The 23,090-nt window shown below is 66.3% G+C and carries 18 protein-coding genes; 12 read left to right on the forward strand and 6 right to left on the reverse strand.

Annotated elements, in window-relative coordinates; all coding sequences use genetic code 11:
• Position 1: 1 nt before the first annotated feature.
• The 4 genes from LQ564_RS02125 to LQ564_RS02145 all read right to left on the reverse strand — a co-directional run bounded on the left by LQ564_RS02125 (position 2) and on the right by LQ564_RS02145 (position 4,414).
• Positions 2-1,537 carry a retroviral-like aspartic protease family protein gene (locus tag LQ564_RS02125; protein WP_231056436.1) on the reverse strand — a complete coding sequence of 512 codons (1,536 nt, stop codon included), beginning with the start codon at positions 1,535-1,537 and terminating at the stop codon, positions 2-4.
• A gap of 143 nt (positions 1,538-1,680) precedes the next feature.
• The gene (locus tag LQ564_RS02130) at positions 1,681-2,109 is read right to left on the reverse strand and encodes a DUF1841 family protein (RefSeq protein ID WP_231056437.1); all 429 of its coding nucleotides are present in this window, start codon (positions 2,107-2,109) and stop codon (positions 1,681-1,683) included.
• A gap of 63 nt (positions 2,110-2,172) precedes the next feature.
• Entirely contained in the window at positions 2,173-3,684 is a 1,512-nt protein-coding gene (locus LQ564_RS25785; RefSeq protein WP_272492074.1) for a retroviral-like aspartic protease family protein, read from the reverse strand.
• Positions 3,685-3,772: 88 nt separating this feature from the next.
• The gene (locus tag LQ564_RS02145; RefSeq protein ID WP_231056438.1) at positions 3,773-4,414 is read right to left on the reverse strand and encodes an RNA pyrophosphohydrolase; all 642 of its coding nucleotides are present in this window, start codon (positions 4,412-4,414) and stop codon (positions 3,773-3,775) included.
• Positions 4,415-4,630: 216 nt separating this feature from the next.
• Between LQ564_RS02145 and LQ564_RS02150 the strand changes: the two genes are divergently transcribed.
• The 4 genes from LQ564_RS02150 to LQ564_RS02165 all read left to right on the forward strand — a co-directional run bounded on the left by LQ564_RS02150 (position 4,631) and on the right by LQ564_RS02165 (position 9,994).
• The gene (locus LQ564_RS02150; RefSeq protein ID WP_231056439.1) at positions 4,631-6,349 is read left to right on the forward strand and encodes a proline--tRNA ligase; all 1,719 of its coding nucleotides are present in this window, start codon (positions 4,631-4,633) and stop codon (positions 6,347-6,349) included.
• Positions 6,349-6,972, forward strand: a complete 624-nt coding sequence (locus tag LQ564_RS02155) for a lytic transglycosylase domain-containing protein (protein ID WP_371873431.1) — start codon at positions 6,349-6,351, stop codon at positions 6,970-6,972. Before LQ564_RS02150 ends, LQ564_RS02155 begins: the two co-directional genes overlap by 1 nt.
• A 177-nt stretch (positions 6,973-7,149) precedes the next feature.
• Positions 7,150-8,616: an alkaline phosphatase gene (locus tag LQ564_RS02160; RefSeq protein WP_231056440.1), complete on the forward strand. Its 1,467-nt coding sequence runs from the start codon at positions 7,150-7,152 to the stop codon at positions 8,614-8,616.
• 10 nt (positions 8,617-8,626) lie between these two features.
• Positions 8,627-9,994 carry an alkaline phosphatase gene (locus LQ564_RS02165; RefSeq protein WP_231056441.1) on the forward strand — a complete coding sequence of 456 codons (1,368 nt, stop codon included), beginning with the start codon at positions 8,627-8,629 and terminating at the stop codon, positions 9,992-9,994.
• A gap of 207 nt (positions 9,995-10,201) precedes the next feature.
• On the opposite strand, the gene LQ564_RS02170 is transcribed toward LQ564_RS02165, so the two are convergent.
• On the reverse strand, positions 10,202-10,603 hold the full coding sequence (locus LQ564_RS02170) for an SWIB/MDM2 domain-containing protein (protein WP_231057349.1): 402 nt from the start codon (positions 10,601-10,603) through the stop codon (positions 10,202-10,204).
• Between the two features lie 232 nt (positions 10,604-10,835).
• Positions 10,836-12,203, reverse strand: coding sequence for a signal recognition particle protein (gene ffh, locus LQ564_RS02175; RefSeq protein ID WP_231056442.1), 1,368 nt, complete (start codon positions 12,201-12,203; stop codon positions 10,836-10,838).
• Between the two features lie 233 nt (positions 12,204-12,436).
• Here ffh and LQ564_RS02180 point away from each other — a divergent pair, with 233 nt between their 5' ends.
• The 8 genes from LQ564_RS02180 (at position 12,437) to LQ564_RS02215 (ending at position 22,993) form a co-directional block, all read left to right on the forward strand.
• A complete protein-coding gene (locus LQ564_RS02180) occupies positions 12,437-13,408 on the forward strand; it encodes an ABC transporter substrate-binding protein (protein ID WP_231056443.1) in 972 nt (323 codons plus the stop codon).
• 72 nt (positions 13,409-13,480) lie between these two features.
• Positions 13,481-14,269, forward strand: coding sequence for an ABC transporter permease (locus tag LQ564_RS02185; RefSeq protein WP_371873432.1), 789 nt, complete (start codon positions 13,481-13,483; stop codon positions 14,267-14,269).
• A gap of 1 nt (position 14,270) precedes the next feature.
• Positions 14,271-15,086 (forward strand): ABC transporter ATP-binding protein, encoded by an 816-nt coding sequence (locus LQ564_RS02190; protein WP_231056445.1) that lies wholly within the window; start codon positions 14,271-14,273, stop codon positions 15,084-15,086.
• Between the two features lie 203 nt (positions 15,087-15,289).
• Complete coding sequence (locus LQ564_RS02195) at positions 15,290-16,096, forward strand: cytochrome C assembly family protein (RefSeq protein ID WP_231056446.1); 807 nt, start codon at positions 15,290-15,292, stop codon at positions 16,094-16,096.
• Positions 16,093-16,341 carry a PP0621 family protein gene (locus LQ564_RS02200; protein ID WP_231056447.1) on the forward strand — a complete coding sequence of 83 codons (249 nt, stop codon included), beginning with the start codon at positions 16,093-16,095 and terminating at the stop codon, positions 16,339-16,341. The genes LQ564_RS02195 and LQ564_RS02200 overlap by 4 nt, the downstream gene beginning before the upstream one ends.
• A 9-nt stretch (positions 16,342-16,350) precedes the next feature.
• Positions 16,351-18,000: a sensor histidine kinase gene (locus LQ564_RS02205; protein ID WP_231056448.1), complete on the forward strand. Its 1,650-nt coding sequence runs from the start codon at positions 16,351-16,353 to the stop codon at positions 17,998-18,000.
• 50 nt (positions 18,001-18,050) lie between these two features.
• Positions 18,051-19,496 carry a sigma-54-dependent transcriptional regulator gene (locus LQ564_RS02210; RefSeq protein ID WP_231056449.1) on the forward strand — a complete coding sequence of 482 codons (1,446 nt, stop codon included), beginning with the start codon at positions 18,051-18,053 and terminating at the stop codon, positions 19,494-19,496.
• Positions 19,497-20,053: 557 nt separating this feature from the next.
• Positions 20,054-22,993, forward strand: a complete 2,940-nt coding sequence (locus tag LQ564_RS02215) for a ribonucleoside-diphosphate reductase subunit alpha (RefSeq protein WP_231056450.1) — start codon at positions 20,054-20,056, stop codon at positions 22,991-22,993.
• Positions 22,994-23,090: the final 97 nt, after the last annotated feature.

Consider the following 23,090-nt stretch of genomic DNA (forward strand, 5'->3'; position numbering starts at 1 on the left):
CTCAGCCGCCCAGCTTCGTGTAGGTCAGCTCGGGCGTGGTGCAGCCGGCCTTGATCTGAGCCTCGACGGCTTGCTCCTGCGCGGCCTGTCCGTGCGCGCGGTGGAAGTCGCCCATCGCGGCCAGAGCTTCGCAGCGGCGCTCGGCGCCCTCGCTGTTGGCGCCGCCGGCTTCGGCCAGCAGCTTCTCGGCGGAGAGCTTGCCGAGATAGAACTCGCCGATCGGCTTCGGCCATTCGTCGCTCTGGGTGCGCGCAAAGGTGGCCGCCAGTTCCGACTTCGCGAGGTCGGCCTGGCCGGCGCGCACGCGGGCGATGTAGAGCCAGACCGCGCCGTGGCGTTCGGCCGGCAGCTTGTCGAGCGCGGTGCGCAGGCGCGCGGCGGCGGCGGGGTAGTCGCGGCTCACCAGCAGCTCGTGGCCGGTGTACAGGTTGGCGTAGCCGTTGCCGCCCTTGGCGGCCTTTTCCAGCCACTCGTCGGAACGCGCACGGTCCTTGGCGACCAGCTTGCCGCTGCGGTAGGCGCGCGCCAGCGTGTACTGGGCGTCGCCGTTGCCGGCTTCGGCCTCGGCCACCACCCAGGGCTCGAGCGTGCGGCGCTGGCCGAACGGGTCGCCGCCCACGTAGGAGAAGTAGAGCTTGTTCTGGCTGACCGCGAACAGCACGCGGTGGGCGCGCAGGAAGTCGGCGCCCAGCACCACGTCGGCCATGTTCAGGCCGGAGTTCTCGATCCCGATGTCCGCGTTCTGGACGATCTCCTCGCCGATCTGGAAGGTCGTCTTCGCATGCCAGCGCGAAGCGGCATAGTCGCCGATGCCGCCGATGTCGGTGCCGCGCGTGACGTTGGGGCCGTTCAGGTCGATGCCGGCGCGCTTCGCGGCGTCGGCCGTCATCATGGAGGCAAAGGCTCCGGTATCGATCATCGCTTCCAGTTCCTTGCCGTTGATGCGCACGAAGAACTTGGGATTCATGTGGTCTTCGTCGTGGCGCCGCAGCGGAACCGACTGCACATCCTTGCCCCAATAGCCGAGCCAGGCGCCGCCGCATTTTTCGGGCACGAAGAAGATCAGGTGCTTGTTGGCGAGCGAAATCTCGACGTCGGTCTGGAAGATGAAGGGCGCCCCGAGGATCCCGTCGTAGGAGGGCGTGTCGCCGAAGGTGCCGATCACCGGCATGTTGCTGCGGCCGGCGCGTACCGGGCCGACGATGAACTCGTTGGCGATCGAGGCGTAGATCGGCGAGGAGCCGCCGAAACCGCTGGCGCGGCGGCCGGTGGCGTACAGGCGGATGCCGCGCCGCTCGGTTCCGGTGCGGGTCAGGGCGGTCGCATAAGCGCCGGTGTCGACCAGCAGCTCGGCCGGCATGCCGTTGATGGTGCCCTCGGTGGTGATCTCCAGGCCCGGCCCGCTGTAGCGCAGCGGCAGCTTGCCGATCGGCTGGTACTTGCATTCGCTCTGGGCGAGGGCGTGGGTGAGCGGCGCGAGGGCGCAGGCGGCGCCCAGGACCAGGCGCGGGAAGTGGCGGAGTAGGGAAGTATGCATGCAGAAATTCTAGGAGGAAAGTTTCCTAGAATGCAATCTATCACGCATAAATACGGAAAGGTGTATGTATTCGGTCACGCCTTGAAGACCGTCGTACGCGCCACTGGCGCCTACGACTACCGGCGCGAACACCGATATGGTTGCTAGCGCGTGGCGCGCCCGCGCACGCACTCGACGTAGGCCTCGGTATCCGGCGGCAAGCCACTCCGTTGCGAGGCCCAGATCATTTCGCCCAGGCACTCCATGATCTCGTGGTGCGCCTCGTGCTCGCCGCGGCGCGCGACCAGCAGGTCGTGGGCGGCCTTGATGCCGCGCGGCTGGTCGATCGAGACCTGTTCCACGATCGACAGGTGCATCGACAGGTGGAGGAAGGGGTTCGGCTTGCCGCCCTCGACCGAGTAGTCGCGCGCGATCGCCTCCTCGGCGTCCGCCAGTTCGGCGTGGTATTCGGGATGCTGGACGATCCAGTCGGCCGCGATGGCGTCCATCGGGGTCAGGACTTCTCCGTTGCGCTGCTTGCGCAGTGCGTCGCAGAAAAAGCGGCGCACGTCGTGCGAGGACGGTGTGAACATGGCTGGGGAGGAGGCAATAAAAGGCAGGAAGCCGGCATTCTAGCGCGTCCTGCCTAGCCTTGCTTACGTCGCCTTCGGTGGCGGAGCGCACTCCGGCCGCTGCGCCAGCATGGCCTTGGCCCTGTCCGCCTCGCCCAGCGCCGCGTGGTATTCGGCGATCGCGGTGCGGGCGAAGCAAGCCTGGGCGTTGGCGTGCGGCTTGTCCTCGCGCGCGTCGTCCAGCACGTCGTCCAGGCTGCGCTTGCCGAGCAGGTAGCGCGCCACGGCTTTCGGCCACTGGTCGTTGTCGTCGCGCGCGAAGGTCTTTTCCAGGTCGGCGCGCGCCGCCTCGCCTTCGCCCAGGCGCAGGCGCACCACGTACAGCCACAGCGCGGCGATGCGGTCGCCCGGCAGGCCGCGCAGGCCGGTGCGCAGGCGCCGCGCCGCTTCCTCGTAATCGCCGCGGCCCATGGCCGCGCGGCCGATGGTGAAATTGGCGCGCGGGTTGCCGGCCGCGGCGGCGCGGTCGAACCAGGCCCGGGCCTGGACCGGATCCGCCGTCACGCCGTGGCCGCTGCGGTACATCGAAGACAGCATCATCTGGGCGTCGCTGTTGCCGGCCTCGGCTTCCTTCTGCATCCAGGGCTCGATGCCGCGGCGCTGGCCGAGCGGCTCGCCGCCGACGTAGCTGATGTAGAGCTTGCGCTGGCTCATCGCGAACAGCACCCGGTGCGCGCGCAGGAAGTCGGCGCCGAGCAGCAGGTCGATGTCGCCGAAACTGGCGTCGAGGACGCCGACCGCGGCATTGCGGATGATTTCGCCGCCGATCTGCAGGGTATCGAAGGTGGCGCCCCAGCGCGCTACCCTGGTGTCGCCGACGCCGGCGCTTTCGCCCAGGCGTTCGACGTTCGGCGCATCGAGCTTCATGCCGGCGCGCCTGGCGGCGGCGAGCGTGACCGAGGTGACGCTGGCGCCGCTGTCGATGACCGCGTTCAGCTTCTTCCCGTTCAGCAGCACCGTGAACTGCGGGTTGGGGCTGGACGACCAGCTCGATTCGAAGGGCACCACGACGGCGTCCTGGTCCCAGTAGGCCAGGAAGCGGCCGCCGCAGTTCCTGGGGCGGAAGAAGCGCAGCTCTTTTTCCGCCAGCGAGATCTCGAAGTCGCTCTGCAGCAGGAAGGGCGCGCCGACCAGGCCGTCGAAGTCGGGCGGCACGCCGAAGTCGTGGATCACGCGCAGTTCGCCCGAGCTGGCCGTGGCCGGGCCGGCGCGGAATTCCTTGTAGCGGGTGCGGTAGATGCGGCTGTAGCCGCCGATGCCGACGCTGCTGGCGCCGGTCGACCACAGCGACATGCCGCGCGGTTCGGTGCCGGTGCGGGTCAGCGCCGTGTCGCTGGCGCCGGTGTCGACGAGCAGCTGGGCCGGGGTACCGTTGATCGAACCGTCCATGGTCAGGTTGAGCGAGGGGCCGGTGTAGTGGACCGGGACGCTGGCAACGTTGACGTAGAGGCAACCGTTGGGGTCGATGGCTTGCGCCTGGACGGACGCGGCAGCGAGGAGGGCGGCGCAGGCGAGCGCGCGGGCGAGGGGATGCATGGCTGTATTGTCAGGGCCGCTTATCCGGCTGACAATGCGCCAGGCATAAAACAGAAAAGGACGAGCCGCGGCTCGTCCTTTTGGAGGGTTACTTGTCCGGAACCAGCACCAGCGAATCCGGCGCTGCCGGCTTGGCCGAAGCCGCGGCCAGCGGCGCCTGCTGCGCTTGCGCGCCGCCCTTGCCGCCCTGCGAGCGGCCGTGCGGCTGGCGCAGGTAGCGCGCGCTGTGGCGGCGCTCGCCGTGCTGGCCCTTGGCCGGCCAGGTGATGAAGCGCGACAGTTCCTGCAATGCGCGCTGGTAGACATCGCGCTTGAACTCGATGACCACGTCCAGCGGCACCCAGTAGTCGTGCCAGCGCCAGGCATCGAACTCGGGATGGTCGGTCAGGCGCAGGTTGACGTCGTTGTCGCGCGCCGTCATCCGCAACAGGAACCAGATCTGCTTCTGGCCACGGTAGTGGCCGCGGATCTCGCGCTTGATGAAGTGATCCGGCACCTCATAGCGCAGCCAGTCGCGGGTGCGGCCCACGATCTTGACGTGCTCCTGGCGCAAGCCGATTTCTTCCTCGAGCTCGCGGTACATCGCCTGCTCCGGCGTCTCGCCGTATTTGATACCCCCTTGCGGAAACTGCCACGAGTGCTCGCGCACCCGCTTGCCCCACCACACCTCGTTGTTGGCGTTCAGCAGGATGATGCCGACGTTGGGCCGAAACCCTTCACGATCGAGCATAAGTGCACCTCGAAACTTTCTGCCGGCCGTACGATCCTTATATTTTTACCCACAAATCGGCGCGGCCGCAGCGCCGGCAAATTGCCGACGGGGCCGGGGTTGCCAGTTCCTCTGCGTGTTCCGGACCCATTTGTAGAAAGATTGGTCGCATCAGCCAGCTAATCCTTTAAAATTAGGTTGATTATAACTCTCTCTTTTTAAAAAGAATTCACGGATATGCGCGCCTCACGATTTTTTATTTCTACGCTTAAAGAAGCGCCTTCCGACGCGGAAATCGTCAGCCACCAGCTGATGATGCGCGCCGGGATGATCAAACGGCTCGGTTCCGGCATCTATACGTACATGCCGACTGGCTTGCGGATCATCCGCAAGGTGGAGAACATCATCCGCGAAGAGATGAACAAGGCGGGCGCGATCGAACTGCTGATGCCGCTGGTGCAGCCGGCCGAACTGTGGCAGGAAACCGGCCGCTGGGACAAGATGGGCCCCGAGCTGATGCGCGTGAAGGACCGCCACGGCCGCGAGTTCGCGATCCAGCCGACCTCGGAAGAAGTCGTGACCGACGTCGTGCGCAGCGAGTTGAAGTCCTACCGCCAGCTGCCGATCAACTTCTACCACATCCAGACCAAGTTCCGCGACGAGCGCCGTCCGCGCTTCGGCCTGATGCGCGGCCGCGAGTTCACCATGAAGGATGCCTACTCCTTCGACCGCGACGTCGAGGGCATGCAGAAGTCCTACGCGACGATGTTCGATGCGTATAAACAGATCTTCACCCGCTTCGGCCTGAAGTTCCGCGCGGTGGCGGCCGACAACGGCGCCATCGGCGGCACCGGCTCGCACGAATTCCACGTGATCGCCAGCACCGGCGAGGATGCGCTGGTCTACTGCCCGGATTCGGACTACGCGGCCAATATGGAAGCGGCGGAAGCGCTGGCCATCGGCGAGCGCGGCGCGGCCACGCAAGAACTGACCAAGACCTCCACGCCCGGCAAGACCAAATGCGAAGCCGTGGCCGAACTGCTGTCGATCCCGCTCGAGAAGCACGTCAAGAGCATTGCGCTCACCGTCGAGAACGAAGGCAAGAAAACCTACTTCCTGCTGCTGCTGCGCGCCGACCATGAACTCAACGAGATCAAGGTGTCGAAGGTGGAAGGCCTGAAGGAATTCCGCTTCTCGACCGAAGCCGAGATCCAGGAAGTCTACGGCACCGTGCCGGGTTATCTCGGCCCGATCTCTACCCGCCTGCCGGTCACCGTCGTCGCCGACCGCACGGTCGCCAACATGGCCGATTTCGTCTGCGGCGCCAATGAAGTCGACTACCATCACATCGGCGTGAACTGGGGCCGCGACGTGGCGGAACCCATCGTCGCCGACCTGCGCAACGTGGTCGAGGGCGACGCTTCGCCGGACGGCAAGGGTAAACTCGCGATCGAGCGCGGCATCGAAGTCGGCCACGTGTTCCAGCTCGGCACCGCCTATTCGGAAGCCATGGGCGCCACCTTCCTCGACGAAGCCGGCAAGCCGGCGCCGCTGCAGATGGGCTGCTACGGCATCGGCGTGACCCGCATCCTGGGCGCGGCGATCGAGCAGAACTTCGACGACAAGGGCATCGTCTGGCCGGATGCGATCGCACCGTTCGAACTGGTGCTGTGCCCGATGGGCCTGGACCGCAGCGAGATGGTCAAGGAGCAGACCGAGAAGCTGTACGCCGACCTGGTCGCTGCCGGCATCGACGTCATCGTCGACGACCGCGGCCTGCGTCCGGGCGCGATGTTCGCCGACTGGGAACTGATCGGCGTGCCGCACCGCGTCGTGATCGGCGAACGCGGCCTCAAGGAAGGCAACCTGGAATACCAGGGCCGCCGCGACGACGCCGCCACCAGCGTGCCGGTCGACGGCATGGTCGCCTTCATCAAGGGCAAGCTGGGCAAGTGATCCAGTCGGCGCTGCTTCCCTTTACCGCAGGTGCGCTGCTGGCCGCCGGACTGTTGTTCGGCGCCTCGGCGCATGCCGGCAACCAGAAGGAAGAACAGCTGGCCGACTCGGTGCGCCTGGCCCTGGCCAACGCCATCCACGACACCCGGCCGCCCAAGCCCGTGCTGCGCGACGCCGCCGCGCGGGCGCGCTACGGGGCCTGGTTCGACGAGATGTCGAAGCGCCTGGCCAAGCGCATCCCGGACCAGCTCTCGCGCACCGAATTCCTCGAGACGGTGTGGTACGAATCGACCCGCTCCGGCCTCGATCCGGCCATGGTGCTGGGCCTGATCCAGGTCGAGTCGGCCTACCGCAAGTACGCGATCTCGATCGCCGGCGCGCGCGGCTACATGCAGGTGATGCCGTTCTGGACCAAGGTCATCGGCGACAGCGACCGCCGCATGCTGTTCAACATGCAGACCAACCTGCGCTACGGCTGCTCGATCCTGCGCATGTACATCGACATGGAAAAGGGCAACCTCTACCTCGCCCTCGGCCGCTACAACGGCAGCCGCGGCAAGCCCCAATACCCGAACGCGGTGCTGGCCGCGTGGAAGAAATGGGAGTTCAACCACGCCGGTTGAGATGGTGAACGCTCGATTGCACCGTTAGCCGTAAAACCGTCGTACGCGCCACTGGCGCCTACGACCTCCGGCGAAGGCCGGAGCCCAATTTCCACCACCCGAACTCCCCATGTAATAAATCTGTCACACGCTCTTCTGCCGGTGTATCCTCACCGCTTCCCAATTCCAGAGGTCTCCATGCGACAGCCCCCTCTCGCCAGCCTCGCGCTCGCCTTCGCGCTCGCCGGCTGCGCCTCCGCCCCACCGGCCCCGCCGCACACCGCCGCGCAACACAACCCCATCGACCCGCCCGCGAAAAACGTCATCTTCTTCCTCGGCGACGGCCTCGGCGTCAACACCCTGACCGCCGCCCGCATCTTCCACGCCGGCGAAGAAGGCCAGCTGACCATCGACCGCATGCCCGAATCGGCCTTCGTGAAGACCTTCTCGAACGACGCCATGGTCACCGACAGCGCGGCCGGCATGGCCGCCTACATGACCGGCGTGAAGCACAACAACGGCGTGATCTCGATGTCCTCCGGCACCCGCGCGGTGGCCCCTGGCAAGGACGCCAACGGCAACGCCCTGGTGAGCCGCTGCATCGAGGCCGGCGCCAACGGCGCGCCCGCTCCCACTCTGCTGGAACTGGCGAAACGCCGCGGCATGGCGCTCGGCGTCGTCACCACCACCAGCGTCACCGACGCCACCCCGGCATCGAGCTATGGCCACGGCTGTCACCGCAAGCTGGAAACCGACTTCGCCGCCATGGTCGTGCCGGGCGGCGCCGGCTACAACGCCGCGCTCGGCGCGCGCGGGCTGGACGTGCTGTTCGGCGGCGGCCTGCAATACTTCACGCCCTTCGCGCGCGGCGGCAAGCGTGCCGACAATCGAGACCTGTTGGCGGAACTCGGGCAGCAGGGCTTCCGCGTCGCCACCGACACCGCGGGCTTCAACGCTCTCAATGCGGGCCAGCCGGCCATCGGCCTGTTCGCCCAGAGCCACATGGACTATGACGCCGCGCGCAAGCCGGCGCAGCAACCGAGCCTCACCGAGATGACGCGCAAGGCGATCGACCTGCTGGCGCCGCACGCTGGCAAGGACGGCAAGGGCTTCTTCCTGGTAGTGGAGGGCGGCCTGATCGACCACGCGCTGCACGCCACGCTGGGCAAGCGCGCGCTGCAGGAAACCGTCTCCTTCAACGACGCCATGCAGGCCGCGATCGACAAGATGGAAGCGATCGATCCGGGCCTGAAGAACACCCTGATCGTCTCCACCGCCGACCACGACCACACCCTGCTGCTGAACGGCTACGCGGTCCGCACCGGCAAGACCACGCCGACCAATCCCGGTGTGCTGGGCCTGGTGCGCAACCTCGACGGCACGCCCAAGCTGGACCAGAACGGCCGGCCCTTCACCATCATCGGCTTCGGCACCGGCGAGAACCGGGTCAATGGCCCGCGCGGCTCCCAGCCCGCGCTCACCGACGAGATCGTGACGCGCGACGACTACCACCAGGAGGCCGTGGTGCGCACCCGCGCGGGCGCCGAAACCCACGGCGGCAGCGACGTGTTCCTGGGCGCCCAGGGCGCCGGCGCGGAGATGTTCCGCGGGACCATCGACAACACCCGGGTCTTCAGCCTGATCAAGAATGCCGCCGGCCTGTAAGGAGACCACGATGAAACGACTTTCGACACTGCTGCTTGCCGGCCTGTTCACGACTTCCGCGTTCGCCGCGCCGCAAGCGAAGAACATCATCTTCTTCCTCGGCGACGGCATGGGCCCGACCACCATCGCCGCCGCGCGCATCTTCAAGCACGGCGAGGAAGGCTTCCTGAACTTCGAACGCCTGGAACGCACCGCGCGCATCAAGACCTATTCGAACGACTTCCAGACCACCGACAGCGCACCCTCGATGGGCGCCTACATGACCGGCGTGAAGATCAACCAGGACGGCATCTCGATGAAGGATGCGCGCGCGATCGACCCCGCGAAGGACGCCAACGGCAACCGCACCGTCGACCAGTGCGGGCAGAACAACGGCTACGTCGCCCCGACCATCCTGGAACTGGCCAAGGCCCGTGGTAAAGCCGTGGGCGCGGTCACCACCACCGAACTGACCCACGCCACGCCGGCATCGACCTTCTCCCACGTCTGTCACCGCGACGCGGCCTACACCATCGCGCGCCAGATCGTGCCGGGCGGGGAGGGCTACAACGTCGCGCTGAAGGATGGCGTCGACGTGCTGATGGGCGGCGGCCGCCACCACTTCACGCCCTACGACAAGGCCGCCAATCCGAAGGGCCGCGCCGACGGCCGCGACCTGATGGCCGAATTCGAAGCGCAAGGCTATGCCGTCGGCCGCACGCGCGCCGACATGATGTCGGCGCGTCCGGGCCGCAAGTTCGTCGGCATCTACAGCGCCGATGACCACCTCGACTATTCGCTGGCGCGCCGTCCCGAGCAGCCGACGCTGACGGACATGGCGCTCAAGGCGATCGATTTGCTCTCCAAGGATCCGGACGGCTTCTTCCTGATGGTCGAAGGCGGCAAGATCGACCACGCCCTGCACGACAACAACGCCAGGAACGCGCTGGCCGACACGGTGGCGTTCGACGAAGCGATCCAGGCGGCGATCGACCGGATGCGGCAAATCGATCCGGGCCTGGAGAACACCCTGATCGTGATCACCGCCGACCACGACCACACCATGGTCCTGAACGGCTACCCGAAGCGCGGCAGCAAAGTCCTCGACATCGTCCACGACTATGCGTCAGGCCAACCGAAGAAGGACGCCGACGGCAAGACCTTCACGGCCCTCGTCTTCGGCAACGGCAAGGTGCGTCCCGACGTGCGCGCGGATATCGACAGCGCCGTTGCGCTGGGTGACGATTACCAGCAGGAGGCGGGTGTGCATACGGTGTACGAGTCGCACGGCGGCGGGGATGTGAAGCTGTATGCGGTGGGGGCGGGGTCGGCGCCGTTCAAGGGAACGATGGAGAATACGCAGGTGTTTTACTTGATGAAAGCAGCTGCAGGCTTATAAGACATGCGGCTTCGTCGAAGCCGCTGCTTATGAATACCGTCATCTCTAATCAACGTCATTCCGGCCTGCGCCGGGATGACTGTTCATCAGCTAACAAATGAATTGGAGGCAGTGGTCAGCACATTCCTCCGCATCGCCCAAAAACAAAAAGCCCCGCTATCCGACGGGGCTTTTCATTTACAAGGCTACTGGACAGCCGGCCAGTGCTTACTTCAGGTGGTCCGAAATCAGCTTGGTCATTTCGAACATCGACACCTGGGCCTTGCCACCGAAGACGGCTTTCAGCTTGTCGTCGGCGTTGATCATGCGGCGGTTCGCGGCGTCTTGCAGATTCTGTGCCTTGATGTAGTCCCAGACCTTCTTGGTCACTTCGGTACGTGGCAGCGGCTTGTTGCCCACCACTGCTGCCAGTTCGCCCGACGGGGTCATCTCTTTCATGAAAGCGGCGTTCGGCTTGCGGGCTGCCGCAGGCTTTGCTGCCGGTTTCGCTGCTGCTTTTGCTGGAGCTGCTGCTTTCTTCGCTGCAGGCTTGGCGGCTGCTGCCGGCTTGGCGGCGGCGGCCTTTTTAGCTGCTGCTGGCGCTGCGGTGGATTTTTTGGCTGTTGCCATCTTCGAGCCTCCTAAAACGATCATAGGGAAATTGCGTTATTTACGCACGGGCTTATATTGGTGGCCTTTTACTGTTCGTGCAAGTCTTTTTCGAATTTTTTTCATTCTTGTAAGCCCCAAAATGCGAGCTATCGCACACTGAGTGTATATTCAATGAAAAAAACGGCCTCCAGAACGTAAAAAAACCGCGCAAGGCCAGTGCCCGCGCGGTTTTTCGAAAAGCGCCGATCGATCAGCGCAGGCCGGGCATCATGCCCTTCATCCCGCGCATCATCTTCATCAGGCCGCCGCCTTTGAGCTTCTTCATCATGGTCTGCATCTGGTCGTATTGATTCAGCATGCGGTTCACTTCCTGCACCTGCACGCCGGCGCCGGCCGCGATGCGACGCTTGCGGTTGGCCTTGATCAGCTCCGGCTTGGCGCGCTCGCCCGGCGTCATCGAGTCGATGATGCCGACCATGCGCCGCACCTGCTTCTCGGCCTGGTCCATGTTGGCGCCGCTTGCTGCCTGCTGGAACTGCGCCGGCAGCTTGTCGAGCAGGCCGGACATGCCGCCCATCTTCTTCATCTGCGTGAGCTGGGCCTTGAAGTCGTTCATGTCGAACTTGCCGCCGCCCTTGATCTTGTTGGCGAGTTCGGTCGCGGCTTCGGCGTCGACGCCCTTGCGCGCTTCTTCGACCAGCGCCAGGATGTCGCCCATGCCCAGCACGCGGTTCGCCATGCGCGATGGATCGAAGGCTTCCAGGCCGTCCAGTTTTTCGGACACGCCGGCGAACTTGATCGGCTTGCCGGTCACGTGGCGCACCGATAGCGCCGCACCGCCGCGCGAGTCGCCATCGAGCTTGGTCAGCACCACGCCGGTCAGGGGCAGGGCGTCGTTGAAGGCCTTGGCGGTATTGATCGCATCCTGGCCCAGCATGGCGTCGACCACGAACAGGGTCTCGACCGGATTCACGGCGGCGTGCACCGCGGCGATCTCCTGCATCATCGCTTCGTCGATGCCGAGGCGGCCGGCGGTGTCGATGATCAGGACGTCGTGATAGTGCTTCTTGGCCCAGTCGAGGGCGTTACGTGCGATGTCGACCGGCTTGTCGTTGGCGGTGGTCGGGAAGAAGTCGGCGCCGACCTGCCTGGTCACCGATTCCAGCTGCGCGATCGCGGCGGGGCGGTAGACGTCGGCGGAGACGGTCAGGACCTTCTTCTTTTTCTGCTCTTTCAGGTACTTGGCGAGCTTGCCGGTGGTGGTGGTTTTACCCACACCCTGCAGGCCGGCCATCAGGATGATCGCCGGCGGCTGCTGGGCGAAGGACAGCTGGGTGGCGTCGGGACCGAGGTCGGCGCCCATCAGGGCGGCCAGCTCGCGCTGCACCACGCCGACCAGGGCCTGGCCCGGGCTGAGCGAGCCGATGACTTCTTCGCCCAGCGCTTTTTCCTTCACTTTGGCGATGAACTCGCGCACCGCCGGCAGCGCCACGTCGGCCTCCAGCAGGGCCATGCGCACTTCGCGCAGCATCTCGGCGGTGTTCGCCTCGGTAAGGCGCGCCTCGCCGCGCATGGTCTTGACGACCTTGGCAAGGCGTTGGGTAAGGTTATCTAGCATGTTCTACCTAGCGTATATATATGACCGACGAAAACCCCCATTTTACCTTGCGCAGGCTGCCATGGTCCGGCCGAGCCGAGCATATAGCGCACTTTTTCAGCACCCGTGATGTGTTCGATCACCCCCGACCATTGTCGGATTTGACACATCTCACGTACCACTAGGTCATTTCCCGTCAGCATCGTCCTTTGTGCAGCGCACTTTTTTCGCACCGCATTCAACAGGAGAGAAGCATGACGAAGGTATTCGGCAGCATTCTTGTCGCGGCCGCCCTGCTGGCCGGAGGCGGCGCCCGGGCCCAGGACGTGATCCGGCTCGGCAACCTCAAGCTGGCCCACTTCGGCGCCGTGTCCTATATCAAGGAGATCGCCCCCAGGTGCGGCATCCGGATCGAGGAAAAGGTCTTCGCCAAGGGCCTGGACGTGATGCAGGCGATGATCGCCGGCGAACTGGACGTCGGCGCCACCGCCTCCGAGGCGGCGATCTCGGGCCGCGCCGGCGGCGCGCCGATCGTCGCGGTGGCCGGCTTCGCGCGCGGCGGGGCACGGCTGGTGGCGCGGCCCGAGCTCGGCGTCAAGAGCGTGGCCCAGCTCAAGGGCCGGCGCGTCGGCGTGACGCGCGGCGCGATCCAGGAAGTGCTCTTGATGGCGCAGCTGGCCAAGCACGGCCTTACCTCCGCCCCCGCGCCCGGCAAGGACGTGCAGCTCGTGTACCTGTCCTATCCCGACCTGAACCAGGCCCTGCTCGGCAAGCAGATCGACGCCATGATGCAGTCCGAGCCGCAGTCCTCGCAGGCCATCAACAAGGGCTTCGGCAGTGAAGTCATCAAGCCCTACGATACCCCGATCGGCGAGCCGGTGCGCACCCTGGTCATGACCGAGCAGTTCTACCGCGAGCGCCGCCCGGCCGCCGAGAAGTTCATGCGCTGCTTCGTGGAGGCGACCAGGACCTTCATCGACCAGCCGGCCGTGGCCGAGAAGTACGTACGCGAATCCATCTTCAAGAACCAGATCTCGAGCGACGACTTCCAGGATGCGATCCGCAACTCGCCTTACTCCTATGCCCTCACGCCCCAGCACATCCAGGTCACCACCGACATCATGGTCAAGACCGGGGTGGGACGCATGGCGCGCGCGCCGCTGGCCAGGGACTGGGTGCGGACCGACCTGCTGGAGGCCGCGATGAAGAGCCTCGGCGTGCGCTAGGGGGGAGCGGCCATGAGGATTGCGGACAGGCGAACACGCGCGCGCGCGCGCTGGCGTGAGGTCGCGGTGGGCATGGTGGCGCCGGTGCTGGCGATCGCCCTGTGGCAGTGGGTCGCGTACATGGGCTGGGTCAATCCGCAGGTGCTGCCGGCGCCGCTCGACGTCTGGCGCAAGTGGGTGGCCTACCTGCTGCCGCTCGTGCCCTTCGACCAATACACGGAAGGCGGCCGGCTCTCCTGGGCGTTCTCGGGCGAGCTGCCGATGGACATCTGGACCAGCATGGTGCGCGTCGTGATCGGCTTCGCGATCGGCGCGGGTCTCGCCCTGCCGCTGGGCCTGGCGATGGGCGCGAGCCAGGCCGTGCATGCGTGGATGAACCCCCTGGTGCAGATCCTGCGCCCGATCCCGCCGATCGCCTACATCCCGCTCGCCATCCTGTGGTTCGGCCTGGGCAATCCGCCGGCCGTGTTCCTGATCGCGCTGGGCGCTTTCTTCCCGGTGCTGATGAACACCATCGCCGGCGTGCGCCACGTCGACGGCATCTACCTGCGCGCGGCGCGCAACCTGGGCGCGGGCGGGGCGACCATGTTCCTGCGCGTGATCCTGCCGGCCGCCGTGCCCTACATCCTGTCCGGCGTGCGGATCGGCATCGGCACCGCCTTCATCGTGGTGATCGTGTCCGAGATGATCGCCGTGAACAACGGCCTGGGCTTCCGCATCCTGGAAGCGCGCGAGTACTTCTGGTCGGACAAGATCATCGCCGGGATGATCACCATCGGCCTCTTGGGCCTGGCCATCGACACCGCCGTCAACCGCCTGAACAACCACCTGCTGCGCTGGCACCGCGGCCTGGAGCACTGACATGAACGCACGGCTTGATCCATCGCTCTCCCACATCCGCATCGACCAGGTCCACAAGGCCTTCTCGACCGGCGGCCGGGTCGTGACCGCGCTGCAGGACATCCGGCTCGAGATCCCGCGCGGACAGTTCACTTGCCTGCTCGGGCCTTCCGGCTGCGGCAAGTCCACGCTGCTCAACGCGGTGGCGGGCTTTTCGCTGCCCAGCAGCGGGTCGATCACGGTCGATGGCAACCCGGTGAAGGGGCCGGGGCCGGACCGCGGCATGGTGTTCCAGGAATATGCGCTGTTCCCCTGGATGACGGTCGAGGACAATATCGCCTTCGGCCTGCACATCAAGGGCATGGCGAAGGCCGAGATCCGCGACCGGGTCGGCAGCCTCCTGTCGATGCTCTCGCTGGGCGACTTCCGCCAGCGCTTTCCCAAGGACCTGTCCGGCGGCATGCGCCAGCGCGTGGCGATCGCCCGCGTGCTGGCGCTCGATTCGCCGATCATGCTGATGGACGAGCCCTTCGGCGCGCTGGATGCGCTCACCCGCCGCAACCTGCAGGACGAGCTGCTGCGCATCTGGTCGGAGCTGAGGAAGACCATCCTGTTCGTCACCCACAGCATCGAGGAAGCCGTCTACCTGGCGGACCGCATCGTGGTCATGACCTACCGGCCGGGGACGGTCAAGCGCGACGTCCTGGTCGAGATGCCACGCATGCGCGATCCGGCGGCGCCGGAATTCAACCTGCTCAAGCGCGAGCTGGGGGGGATGGTGATGGAGGAGCAGCAGCGGCATCATTCTGATGAGCTGAGAATGGCGGCGGTCGATTGAGGTCGTGGGTGCGGTAAGTAACTTGGGTCCCGGCCTCCGCCGGGACGACGTGCATGAGCTGACACTTAGTAATGCAGTACCACTAGCCCGAAGACCGTCGCCCCGGCGCAGGCCGGGGCCCAAGTTTGCATGACCAGCCACTGACCTCCCTCGGGCCCGCCAGCCCCCGCCACCGTCGCGATCCGATGGTGTAGACTCCCAGTATGCAGAACTCCCTCTTCCTCGCCGCGGCCGTCCTGTACGCGGTGTGCGCCCTGCTGCCGTCGCGCCGGGGCGCCGTCATCTCCGGCGTGACCGCCCTGGCCTGGGCGGTGCATGGCGCCGCGCTTGTGCTCGACGTGGCCGCGCCCGGCCGGCTGCGGGTCGGCTTCGCCATCATGCTCTCCAGCGCCCTGTGGGTCTCGGTCGCCGCCTACTGGCTGGAAAACCGCAATTTCGCCCTCGACGGCATGCGCCGCCTGGTGATGCCCTTCGCCTGCGTGGCGTCCGCGCTGCCGGTGCTGTTCCCGGGCAGCCTGCTGGCGCTGGACGGCCAGTCGCCCGCCTTCGGCTGGCACGTGGCTGTGGCGGTGCTGGCCTACAGCACGCTGACCATCGCCGCCTTCCACGCGGTGCTGATGGCGCTGCAGGAAGCGCGGCTGCATGCGCGCGGCGGAGCTTCCAGTGGCTGGCTGGGCGGCGCGCTCGACCAGCTGCCGGCCCTCTTGACGATGGAAAAGCTGCTATTCCGCGTGATCTGGATCGGCTTCGTCCTGCTCAGCCTCACCGTGCTGTCCGGCGTGGTGTTCTCCGAACAGCTGTTCGGCCGCGCCCTGCGCTTTGACCACAAGAGCGTGTTCGCGCTGCTGTCCTGGCTGCTGTTCGCGGCGCTGCTGGCCGGCCGCCGCTACCAGGGCTGGCGCGGCAAGACCGCGCTGCGCTTCACCCTGGCCGGCTTCGCCACCCTGGCGCTGGCCTATGTCGGCAGCCGCTTCGTGCTCGAAGTGGTCCTGCACCGGGGGGCGGCATGACCCGCATCCTGTTCTGGATCGCCCTGATCGTGCTGATCGGGATGGCGGTGCGCGCCAAGCTGAAGAAGATGTCCAGCCAGCAGCCGCCGTTCCAGCAGCCGCCGCGGCCGCAGGAACCGGCCCGCGAAATCGAATCGATGACCCGCTGCGCCCACTGCGGCCTGCACTTCCCGGCTTCCGAGGCGGTGCGCGCGGACGGCCTGGATTACTGCTCGCCGGGCCACGTGCGCCTGCCGCCGCAGTAAGGCCGGCCGATGTCGTTCCGGACCGCGCTTTCGCGCGAAGCACGCGTCACCCTGTGGCGCTCGCTGCAGACCTTCACCGTCACCCGCATCGTCATCGCGCTGGTGCTGCTGCTCTACCTGGGCCTGGACATCGCCGAGGACGGCGTGCACGGCACTTCGAGCAGCGAGGCCTGCCTGTTCTACCTGGCGGCGGCGCTCGGCTTCGCCGTCGCCGGCGCGCGCTACCGGCGCCGCTTCGCGCTGCAGCTGGGGGCGCAGGTCGCGGTCGACCTGGCCGTCATCTCGCTGCTCTACCTGGCGGCCGGCGGCATGCGCAGCGGCCTGGCCATCCTCTACCTGTTCCCGCTGGCCGGCGCCGCGATCCTGGCGCCGCTGCTGCTGGCCCTGTTCTCGGCCTCGGTCGCGACCCTGTTCCTGCTGGCCGAAAGCCTGTGGCAGGTCTTCATGCAGGACCGCCAGCCGCCCCTGATGCAGGCCGGCCTGTACGGCGCCGCCTTCTTCGCCGGCGTCCTGATGATCAACCGCCTGGCGGCGCGCCTCCTCAAGCAGGAAGAGCTGGCGGCCCAGCGCGGCACCGACCTGCAGGTCCAGCAGCTGATCAACGGGATCGTGATCGCCGACGTCGGCGACGGCATCCTGGTGGTCGGCGACGATGGCGTGGTCTTCACCGGCAACCCGGCGGCGCGGCGCATGCTCGGCCTGGCGGGGGAGGCGACCGGCTTCCGGCTCGGCGAAGGCCCCGGCATGGAGCCGCTGTCCCAGGCCTTCAATGCCTGGCTGCGCGCGCCGGTGGACGGCGCCGTGTTCGTCACCGTGAAGCCCTACCAGGAAAGCGAAGGCGTGCTGCGCGGCCGGCGCGACGGGCCGGTGCACCTCAAGTTGCGCTTCACGCGGGTCGACACACCCGGCGTCGCGCTCGGCCGCAGCGTGGTCTTCATGCAGGACGTGAGCGCCATCGAAAACCAGGCGCAGCAACTGAAGCTGGCCTCGATGGGCCGCCTGACCGCCAGCATCGCGCACGAGGTGCGCAACCCGCTGTCGGCGATCGGCCACGCCACCGCGCTGCTGGCCGAGGACCTGCACGGCCCGGCCGAGGTGCGTCTCTTGAAAATCGTCGGCGACAACGTGGCGCGCGTGAACCGCATGGTCGAGGACATCCTGCAACTGTCGCGCAAGGTGCAGCCGAACGGCGAGCCGCTGCTGCTGGCGAACTTCCTCGCCGAGCTGAAGGCCGAATTCTGCGAAACCCATGGGCTCGCCGATGATATAGTCCATATCGGCGACGCCGGAGCCAGTTCGGTGCGCTTCGACCCGCTGCACCTGCACGAAGTGCTGCTCAACCTGCTGGGCAATGCGATCCGCTACGCCAGCCGCCAGCCGGCCAGCATCCGCATCTTCCCGGCGCGCGACGCCGCCGGCCGCATCGAGCTGCACGTGCAGGACGACGGCCCGGGCATCACGCCGGAAGTGCGGTCCCACCTGTTCGAGCCCTTCTACACGACCTCGAGCAAGGGCACCGGGCTGGGGCTGTACCTGGCGCGCGAGCTGTGCCTGAACAACGACGCGCAGCTCGACTACGAATACCGCTTCGACGCCGCGGCGATGGGGCCGCGCAAGGCGAGCGGACGCTTCGTCATCAGCTTCGCCCGGCCGGCTTGACCCGCTAATCCGCTAATCCGCTAAACCGTATAGATCAGTCAGAGAAAACCATGGCCGCACCCCGCATCCTCGTGGTCGACGACGAAGCCGACCTGCGCGAACTGCTCGAGATCACCCTGCTCAAGATGGGCCTGGACGTCGACAGCGCCGCCACCTTGCGCCAGGCGCGGGCCCTGGTGGAGGAACACGACTACGCCCTGATCCTGACCGACATGCGCCTGCCCGACGGGCTCGGGCTGGAGCTGGTGCGCGAAGTCAGCAGCTCCAACAAGGCGACGCCGATCGCCGTCATCACCGCCTACGGCAGCGCCGAGAACGCGGTGGTCGCGCTCAAGGCCGGCGCCTTCGACTACATCTCCAAGCCGGTGGCGCTCGACGCGCTGCGCGTGATGGTGCGCTCGGCCCTGAAACTGTCCGAAGCCCCGCCCGCCGCCCAGGACGGCGCCGCACCCGGTTCGCGCATGATCGGGTCCTCGCCCGCGATGCAGTCGCTGCGCGCCCAGATCGGCCGCCTGGCGCGCTCGAACGCGCCGATCTCGATCACCGGCGAATCCGGCAGCGGCAAGGAACTGGCGGCGCGCGAGATCCACGCCCAGAGTTCGCGCGCATTGAGATCCTTCGTGGCGGTGAACTGCGGCGCGATCCCCGAGACCCTGATGGAGGCCGAGTTCTTCGGCTACCGCAAGGGCGCCTTCACCGGGGCGGCGGACGACCGCGACGGCTTCTTCCAGGCGGCCAACGGCGGCACCCTGATGCTGGACGAGGTGGCCGACCTGCCGCTGCCGATGCAGGTGAAGCTGCTGCGCGCGATCCAGGAGCGGCGCGTGCGCAAGATCGGCGCGACGAACGAGGAGCCGGTCGACGTGCGCATCATCAGCGCCACCCACCAGGACCTGGCGCGCTGCGTCGAGCAGGGCAAGTTCAGGCAGGACTTGTTCTACCGCCTGAACGTGATCGAACTGTCGCTGCCGCCGCTGCGCGAACGCATCGACGACCTGGCGCCGCTGGTCGACGCCATCCTGGCGCGCCTGGCGGGGCCGGGGCAGGCCACGCTCGGCGCCGGCGTGCTGGACGCGCTGCGCGCCTATTCCTTCCCCGGGAATATCCGCGAACTGGAAAACGTGCTGGAGCGGGCGCTGGCCTTCGCCAACGACGGCGTGATCGAAGTGGGGGACCTGTCGCTGAAGGCGGCGCGGCCAGGGGATGCGGTGCGCGAGCCGGCGCCGGCCGCGGCTCCCGTGCCGCCGGTGGAGATCGCCGTGGAGCTGGAGCCGGCCCCGGCGGCCGACCCGGCGCCGCCTGGCCTCGGCCCCGCCGGCCTGCCCAGCAACCTGCCCGAGTACCTGAGCCAGGTCGAGCGCGACATCATCGGCCGCGCGCTCCAGCAGACCAACTTCAACCGCACCCAGGCCGCGGCCCTGCTCGGGATCAGCGTGCGCCAGCTGCGCTACCAGATGCAGAAACTCGAGATCGTCGCCCCCGACGACAGCGCCTGACGAATCCGGCCCGTGGGCGGCGATGACATCTATATATAGGGTGGGCGGTCGTGTATGATGGCGGCCCCCCCCCGTCAAATGGCAGAGGCGCCGCTGTCATCATGTTGTCTTTTCGCCAGCGCAAAATGCACGACTTTGATGCATCGCGCATCGCCTTGCTGAAGGCTTGGGCAGCACGATTGAACATCGTTAGTAGCCGCTCACCGCATACCGCCTATCGTTTGGGACGAACTTCGTTGTCAACCCCATGCACCAAAAAAAACAGAAAAAATTGCGAAGGTATTCACTTGCCCTGACCTAGGTCAGGTACTACAATTAGTCTTAACTCAAGATCGAACACTAGATATAGTGGTAGTGGACTGGAAGCAACTAGATTCACTTTCGACTTGAAGCTTGCTCTGCAAGTTCCTGATTAGACAGCGATTTCTGACCCTGCGTATCTGGTTGCCAGTGAGGCGTTCCGGCTGGCGGGGCATCGCTTTGCTTGAAATTTTGTCGGGTTCACCTACCCGGCCCAAGACAAACCACGGCGGCCCGCGCCGCCCACTGGAGGCCCAATGCAAACAGCACAAGACATTTCGATCAACCCGCACGTCACCCCAGGCGCGCCGGCAGGCGCCACGCCTACCGAGATCGTCGCTCGTGGTGACTACCGCGTCATCCGCCGCAACGGCGCCGTGGTGGCCTTCGAACCGCACAAGATATCGGTCGCGATGACCAAGGCCTTCCTCGCCGTCGCCGGCGGGCAGGGCGCGGCATCGGCCCGCATCCGCGAACTGGTCGAGCAGCTGACCGGCAACGTGGTGGCCGCCCTGGTGCGCCGCCAGCCGAACGGCGGCACCTTCCACATCGAAGACGTGCAGGACCAGGTCGAACTGTCGCTGATGCGCTCGGGCGAGCATGACGTCGCGCGCGAATACGTGCTGTACCGCGCCAAGCGCATGGAAGAGCGCAAGGCCGCCAAGGCCGCCGCCGGTGGCGCCGCCGTGGCCACGCCGCAGATCCACGTGGTCGACGGCGGCGAGCGCCGCCCGCTGGACGTGAACGACGTCTACGCCCTCGTGAACGCCGCCTGCTCGGGCCTGGAAAAGCACGTCGACGCCGACGCCATCGTCGCCGAGACCCTGAAGAACCTGTACGACGGCGTGCCGGTCGAAGAACTGTACAAGTCCGCCATCCTGGCCGCCCGCGCCCTGATGGAAACCGATCCGGCCTACAGCCAGGTCACCGCGCGCATCCTGCTGCACACCATCCGCAAGGAAGTCTTCGGCCACGAAGTGCCGCAAGCCGGCGCCGCCGCCGAATACATCACCTACTTCCCGCAGTACATCGCCAAGGGCATCCAGAACGAGCTGCTGGACGAAGAACTGGGCAAGTACGACCTCGAGCGCCTGGCCAAAGCCCTGGTCGCCGACCGCGACCTGCAGTTCGGCTACATCGGCCTGCAGACCCTGTACGACCGCTACTTCCTGCACGTGCGCGAAACCCGCATCGAAATGCCGCAGGCCTTCTACATGCGCGTCGCGATGGGCCTGGCCCTGCGCGAAGCGGACCGCGAAGCGCGCGCGATCGAGTTCTACAACCTGCTGTCGAGTTTTGATTTCATGAGCTCGACCCCGACCCTGTTCAACTCGGGCACCCGCCGCTCGCAGCTGTCGTCCTGCTACCTGACCACCGTCGGCGACGACCTGGAAGGCATCTACGACGCCATCAAGGAAAACGCGCTGCTGTCGAAGTTCGCCGGCGGCCTCGGTAACGACTGGACCCCGGTGCGCGCGCTCGGTTCGCGCATCAAGGGCACCAACGGCAAGTCGCAGGGCGTGGTCCCGTTCCTGAAAGTGGTGAACGACACCGCCGTCGCGGTGAACCAGGGCGGCAAGCGCAAGGGCGCGGTCTGCGCCTACCTGGAAACCTGGCACATGGACATCGAGGAGTTCCTCGACCTGCGCAAGAACACCGGCGACGACCGCCGCCGCACCCACGACATGAACACCGCGAACTGGATTCCGGACCTGTTCATGAAGCGCGTGATGGAAAAGGGCCACTGGAGCCTGTTCTCGCCGAGCGAAACCCCGGACCTGCACGACCTGGTCGGCAAGGCCTTCGAAGAAGCCTACCTGGGCTACGAAGCCAAGGCGGCGCGCGGCGAAATCACCGTGTACAAGAAGATCGAAGCGCTCGACCTGTGGCGCAAGATGCTGTCGATGCTGTTCGAGACCGGCCACCCGTGGATCACCTTCAAGGATCCGTGCAACATCCGCTCGCCGCAGCAGCACGTGGGCGTGGTGCACTCGTCGAACCTGTGCACCGAGATCACGCTGAACACCAGCGCCGACGAGATCGCCGTCTGCAACCTGGGCTCGGTCAACCTGCCGCAGCACATGAAGGGTGACGGCCTGGATCACGCCAAGCTGCAGAAGACCATCCGCACCGCGATGCGCATGCTGGACAACGTCATCGACATCAACTACTACGCCGTCGACAAGGCGCGCAACTCGAACTTCCGCCACCGTCCGGTCGGCATGGGCATCATGGGTCACCAGGACTGCCTGCACATGATGCGCGTGCCGTTCGCTTCGGACAAAGCGGTGGAGTTCGCCGACAAATCGATGGAAGCCGTCTGCTACTACGCCTACCTGGCCTCGACCGAACTGGCCGAAGAGCGCGGCCGCTACGAGACCTACGAAGGCTCGCTGTGGGACCGCGGCATCCTGCCGCAGGATTCGATCAAGCTGCTGGCGGAAGAACGCGGTGGCTACCTGGAGCAGGACACCAGCGAATCGATGGACTGGACCGTGGTGCGCGAGCGCATCAAGCAGTTCGGCATGCGTAACTCGAACTGCGTGGCGATCGCCCCGACCGCGACCATCTCGAACATCATCGGCGTGTCGGCCTGCATCGAGCCGACCTTCCAGAACCTGTACGTGAAGTCGAACCTGTCGGGCGAATTCACCGAGATCAACTCGTACCTGGTGCGCGACCTGAAGGCACGCGACCTGTGGGACGAAGTCATGATCGCCGACCTGAAGTACTTCGACGGCTCGCTGTCCAAGATCGACCGCGTGCCGCAAGACCTGCGCGACATCTACGCGACCGCCTTCGAAGTCGAGCCGAAGTGGCTGGTGGAACAGGCATCGCGCCGCCAGAAGTGGATCGACCAGGCCCAATCGCTGAACATCTACATGGCCGGCGCCTCGGGCAAGAAGCTGGACGAGACCTACAAACTGGCATGGCTGCGCGGCCTGAAGACCACCTACTACCTGCGCACCATCGCCGCGACGCACATGGAGAAGTCGACCACCCGCACCGGCGCCCTGAACGCGGTCCCGGTCTCGGGCGGCCTGTCCGGCCACGCAGCCCCGGCCGGTTCGCCAGCCGCCGCCAACGGCCCGGCAGCCGCAGCCCCGGCCGCCGCCAGCGCCGAAGTGGTGGAAGGCGCCGCCTGCTACCTGCGTCCGGGCGACGCCGGCTTCGACGAGTGCGAAGCCTGCCAGTAATGAAATGAGGTGAAAGCCAGCCCGGAGTGCTGGCTTTCACCATTAACCTAAAAACCGTCGTTCCGGCGAAGGCCGGAACCCAAGTTTGCAAGCGATA

Source organism: Massilia phyllostachyos (genome assembly GCF_021044825.1).
Taxonomy (GTDB): Bacteria; Pseudomonadota; Gammaproteobacteria; order Burkholderiales; family Burkholderiaceae_D; genus Telluria; species Telluria phyllostachyos.

Excerpts from the sequence above, each read along its gene's own strand:
- LQ564_RS02190 (WP_231056445.1), top strand. The coding sequence starts at position 14,271 with ATGAACGCACGGCTTGATCCATCGCTCTCCCACATCCGCATCGACCAG.
- LQ564_RS02205 (WP_231056448.1), top strand. The coding sequence starts at position 16,351 with ATGTCGTTCCGGACCGCGCTTTCGCGCGAAGCACGCGTCACCCTGTGG.
- LQ564_RS02215 (WP_231056450.1), top strand. The coding sequence starts at position 20,054 with ATGCAAACAGCACAAGACATTTCGATCAACCCGCACGTCACCCCAGGC.
- LQ564_RS02180 (WP_231056443.1), top strand. The coding sequence starts at position 12,437 with ATGACGAAGGTATTCGGCAGCATTCTTGTCGCGGCCGCCCTGCTGGCC.
- LQ564_RS02150 (WP_231056439.1), top strand. The coding sequence starts at position 4,631 with ATGCGCGCCTCACGATTTTTTATTTCTACGCTTAAAGAAGCGCCTTCC.
- LQ564_RS02195 (WP_231056446.1), top strand. The coding sequence starts at position 15,290 with ATGCAGAACTCCCTCTTCCTCGCCGCGGCCGTCCTGTACGCGGTGTGC.
- LQ564_RS02185 (WP_371873432.1), top strand. The coding sequence starts at position 13,481 with ATGGTGGCGCCGGTGCTGGCGATCGCCCTGTGGCAGTGGGTCGCGTAC.
- LQ564_RS02170 (WP_231057349.1), bottom strand. The coding sequence starts at position 10,603 with ATGGCAACAGCCAAAAAATCCACCGCAGCGCCAGCAGCAGCTAAAAAG.
- LQ564_RS02130 (WP_231056437.1), bottom strand. The coding sequence starts at position 2,109 with ATGTTCACACCGTCCTCGCACGACGTGCGCCGCTTTTTCTGCGACGCA.
- LQ564_RS02125 (WP_231056436.1), bottom strand. The coding sequence starts at position 1,537 with ATGCATACTTCCCTACTCCGCCACTTCCCGCGCCTGGTCCTGGGCGCC.
- ffh (WP_231056442.1), bottom strand. The coding sequence starts at position 12,203 with ATGCTAGATAACCTTACCCAACGCCTTGCCAAGGTCGTCAAGACCATG.
- LQ564_RS02160 (WP_231056440.1), top strand. The coding sequence starts at position 7,150 with ATGCGACAGCCCCCTCTCGCCAGCCTCGCGCTCGCCTTCGCGCTCGCC.
- LQ564_RS02210 (WP_231056449.1), top strand. The coding sequence starts at position 18,051 with ATGGCCGCACCCCGCATCCTCGTGGTCGACGACGAAGCCGACCTGCGC.
- LQ564_RS02165 (WP_231056441.1), top strand. The coding sequence starts at position 8,627 with ATGAAACGACTTTCGACACTGCTGCTTGCCGGCCTGTTCACGACTTCC.
- LQ564_RS02145 (WP_231056438.1), bottom strand. The coding sequence starts at position 4,414 with ATGCTCGATCGTGAAGGGTTTCGGCCCAACGTCGGCATCATCCTGCTG.
- LQ564_RS02200 (WP_231056447.1), top strand. The coding sequence starts at position 16,093 with ATGACCCGCATCCTGTTCTGGATCGCCCTGATCGTGCTGATCGGGATG.
- LQ564_RS25785 (WP_272492074.1), bottom strand. The coding sequence starts at position 3,684 with ATGCATCCCCTCGCCCGCGCGCTCGCCTGCGCCGCCCTCCTCGCTGCC.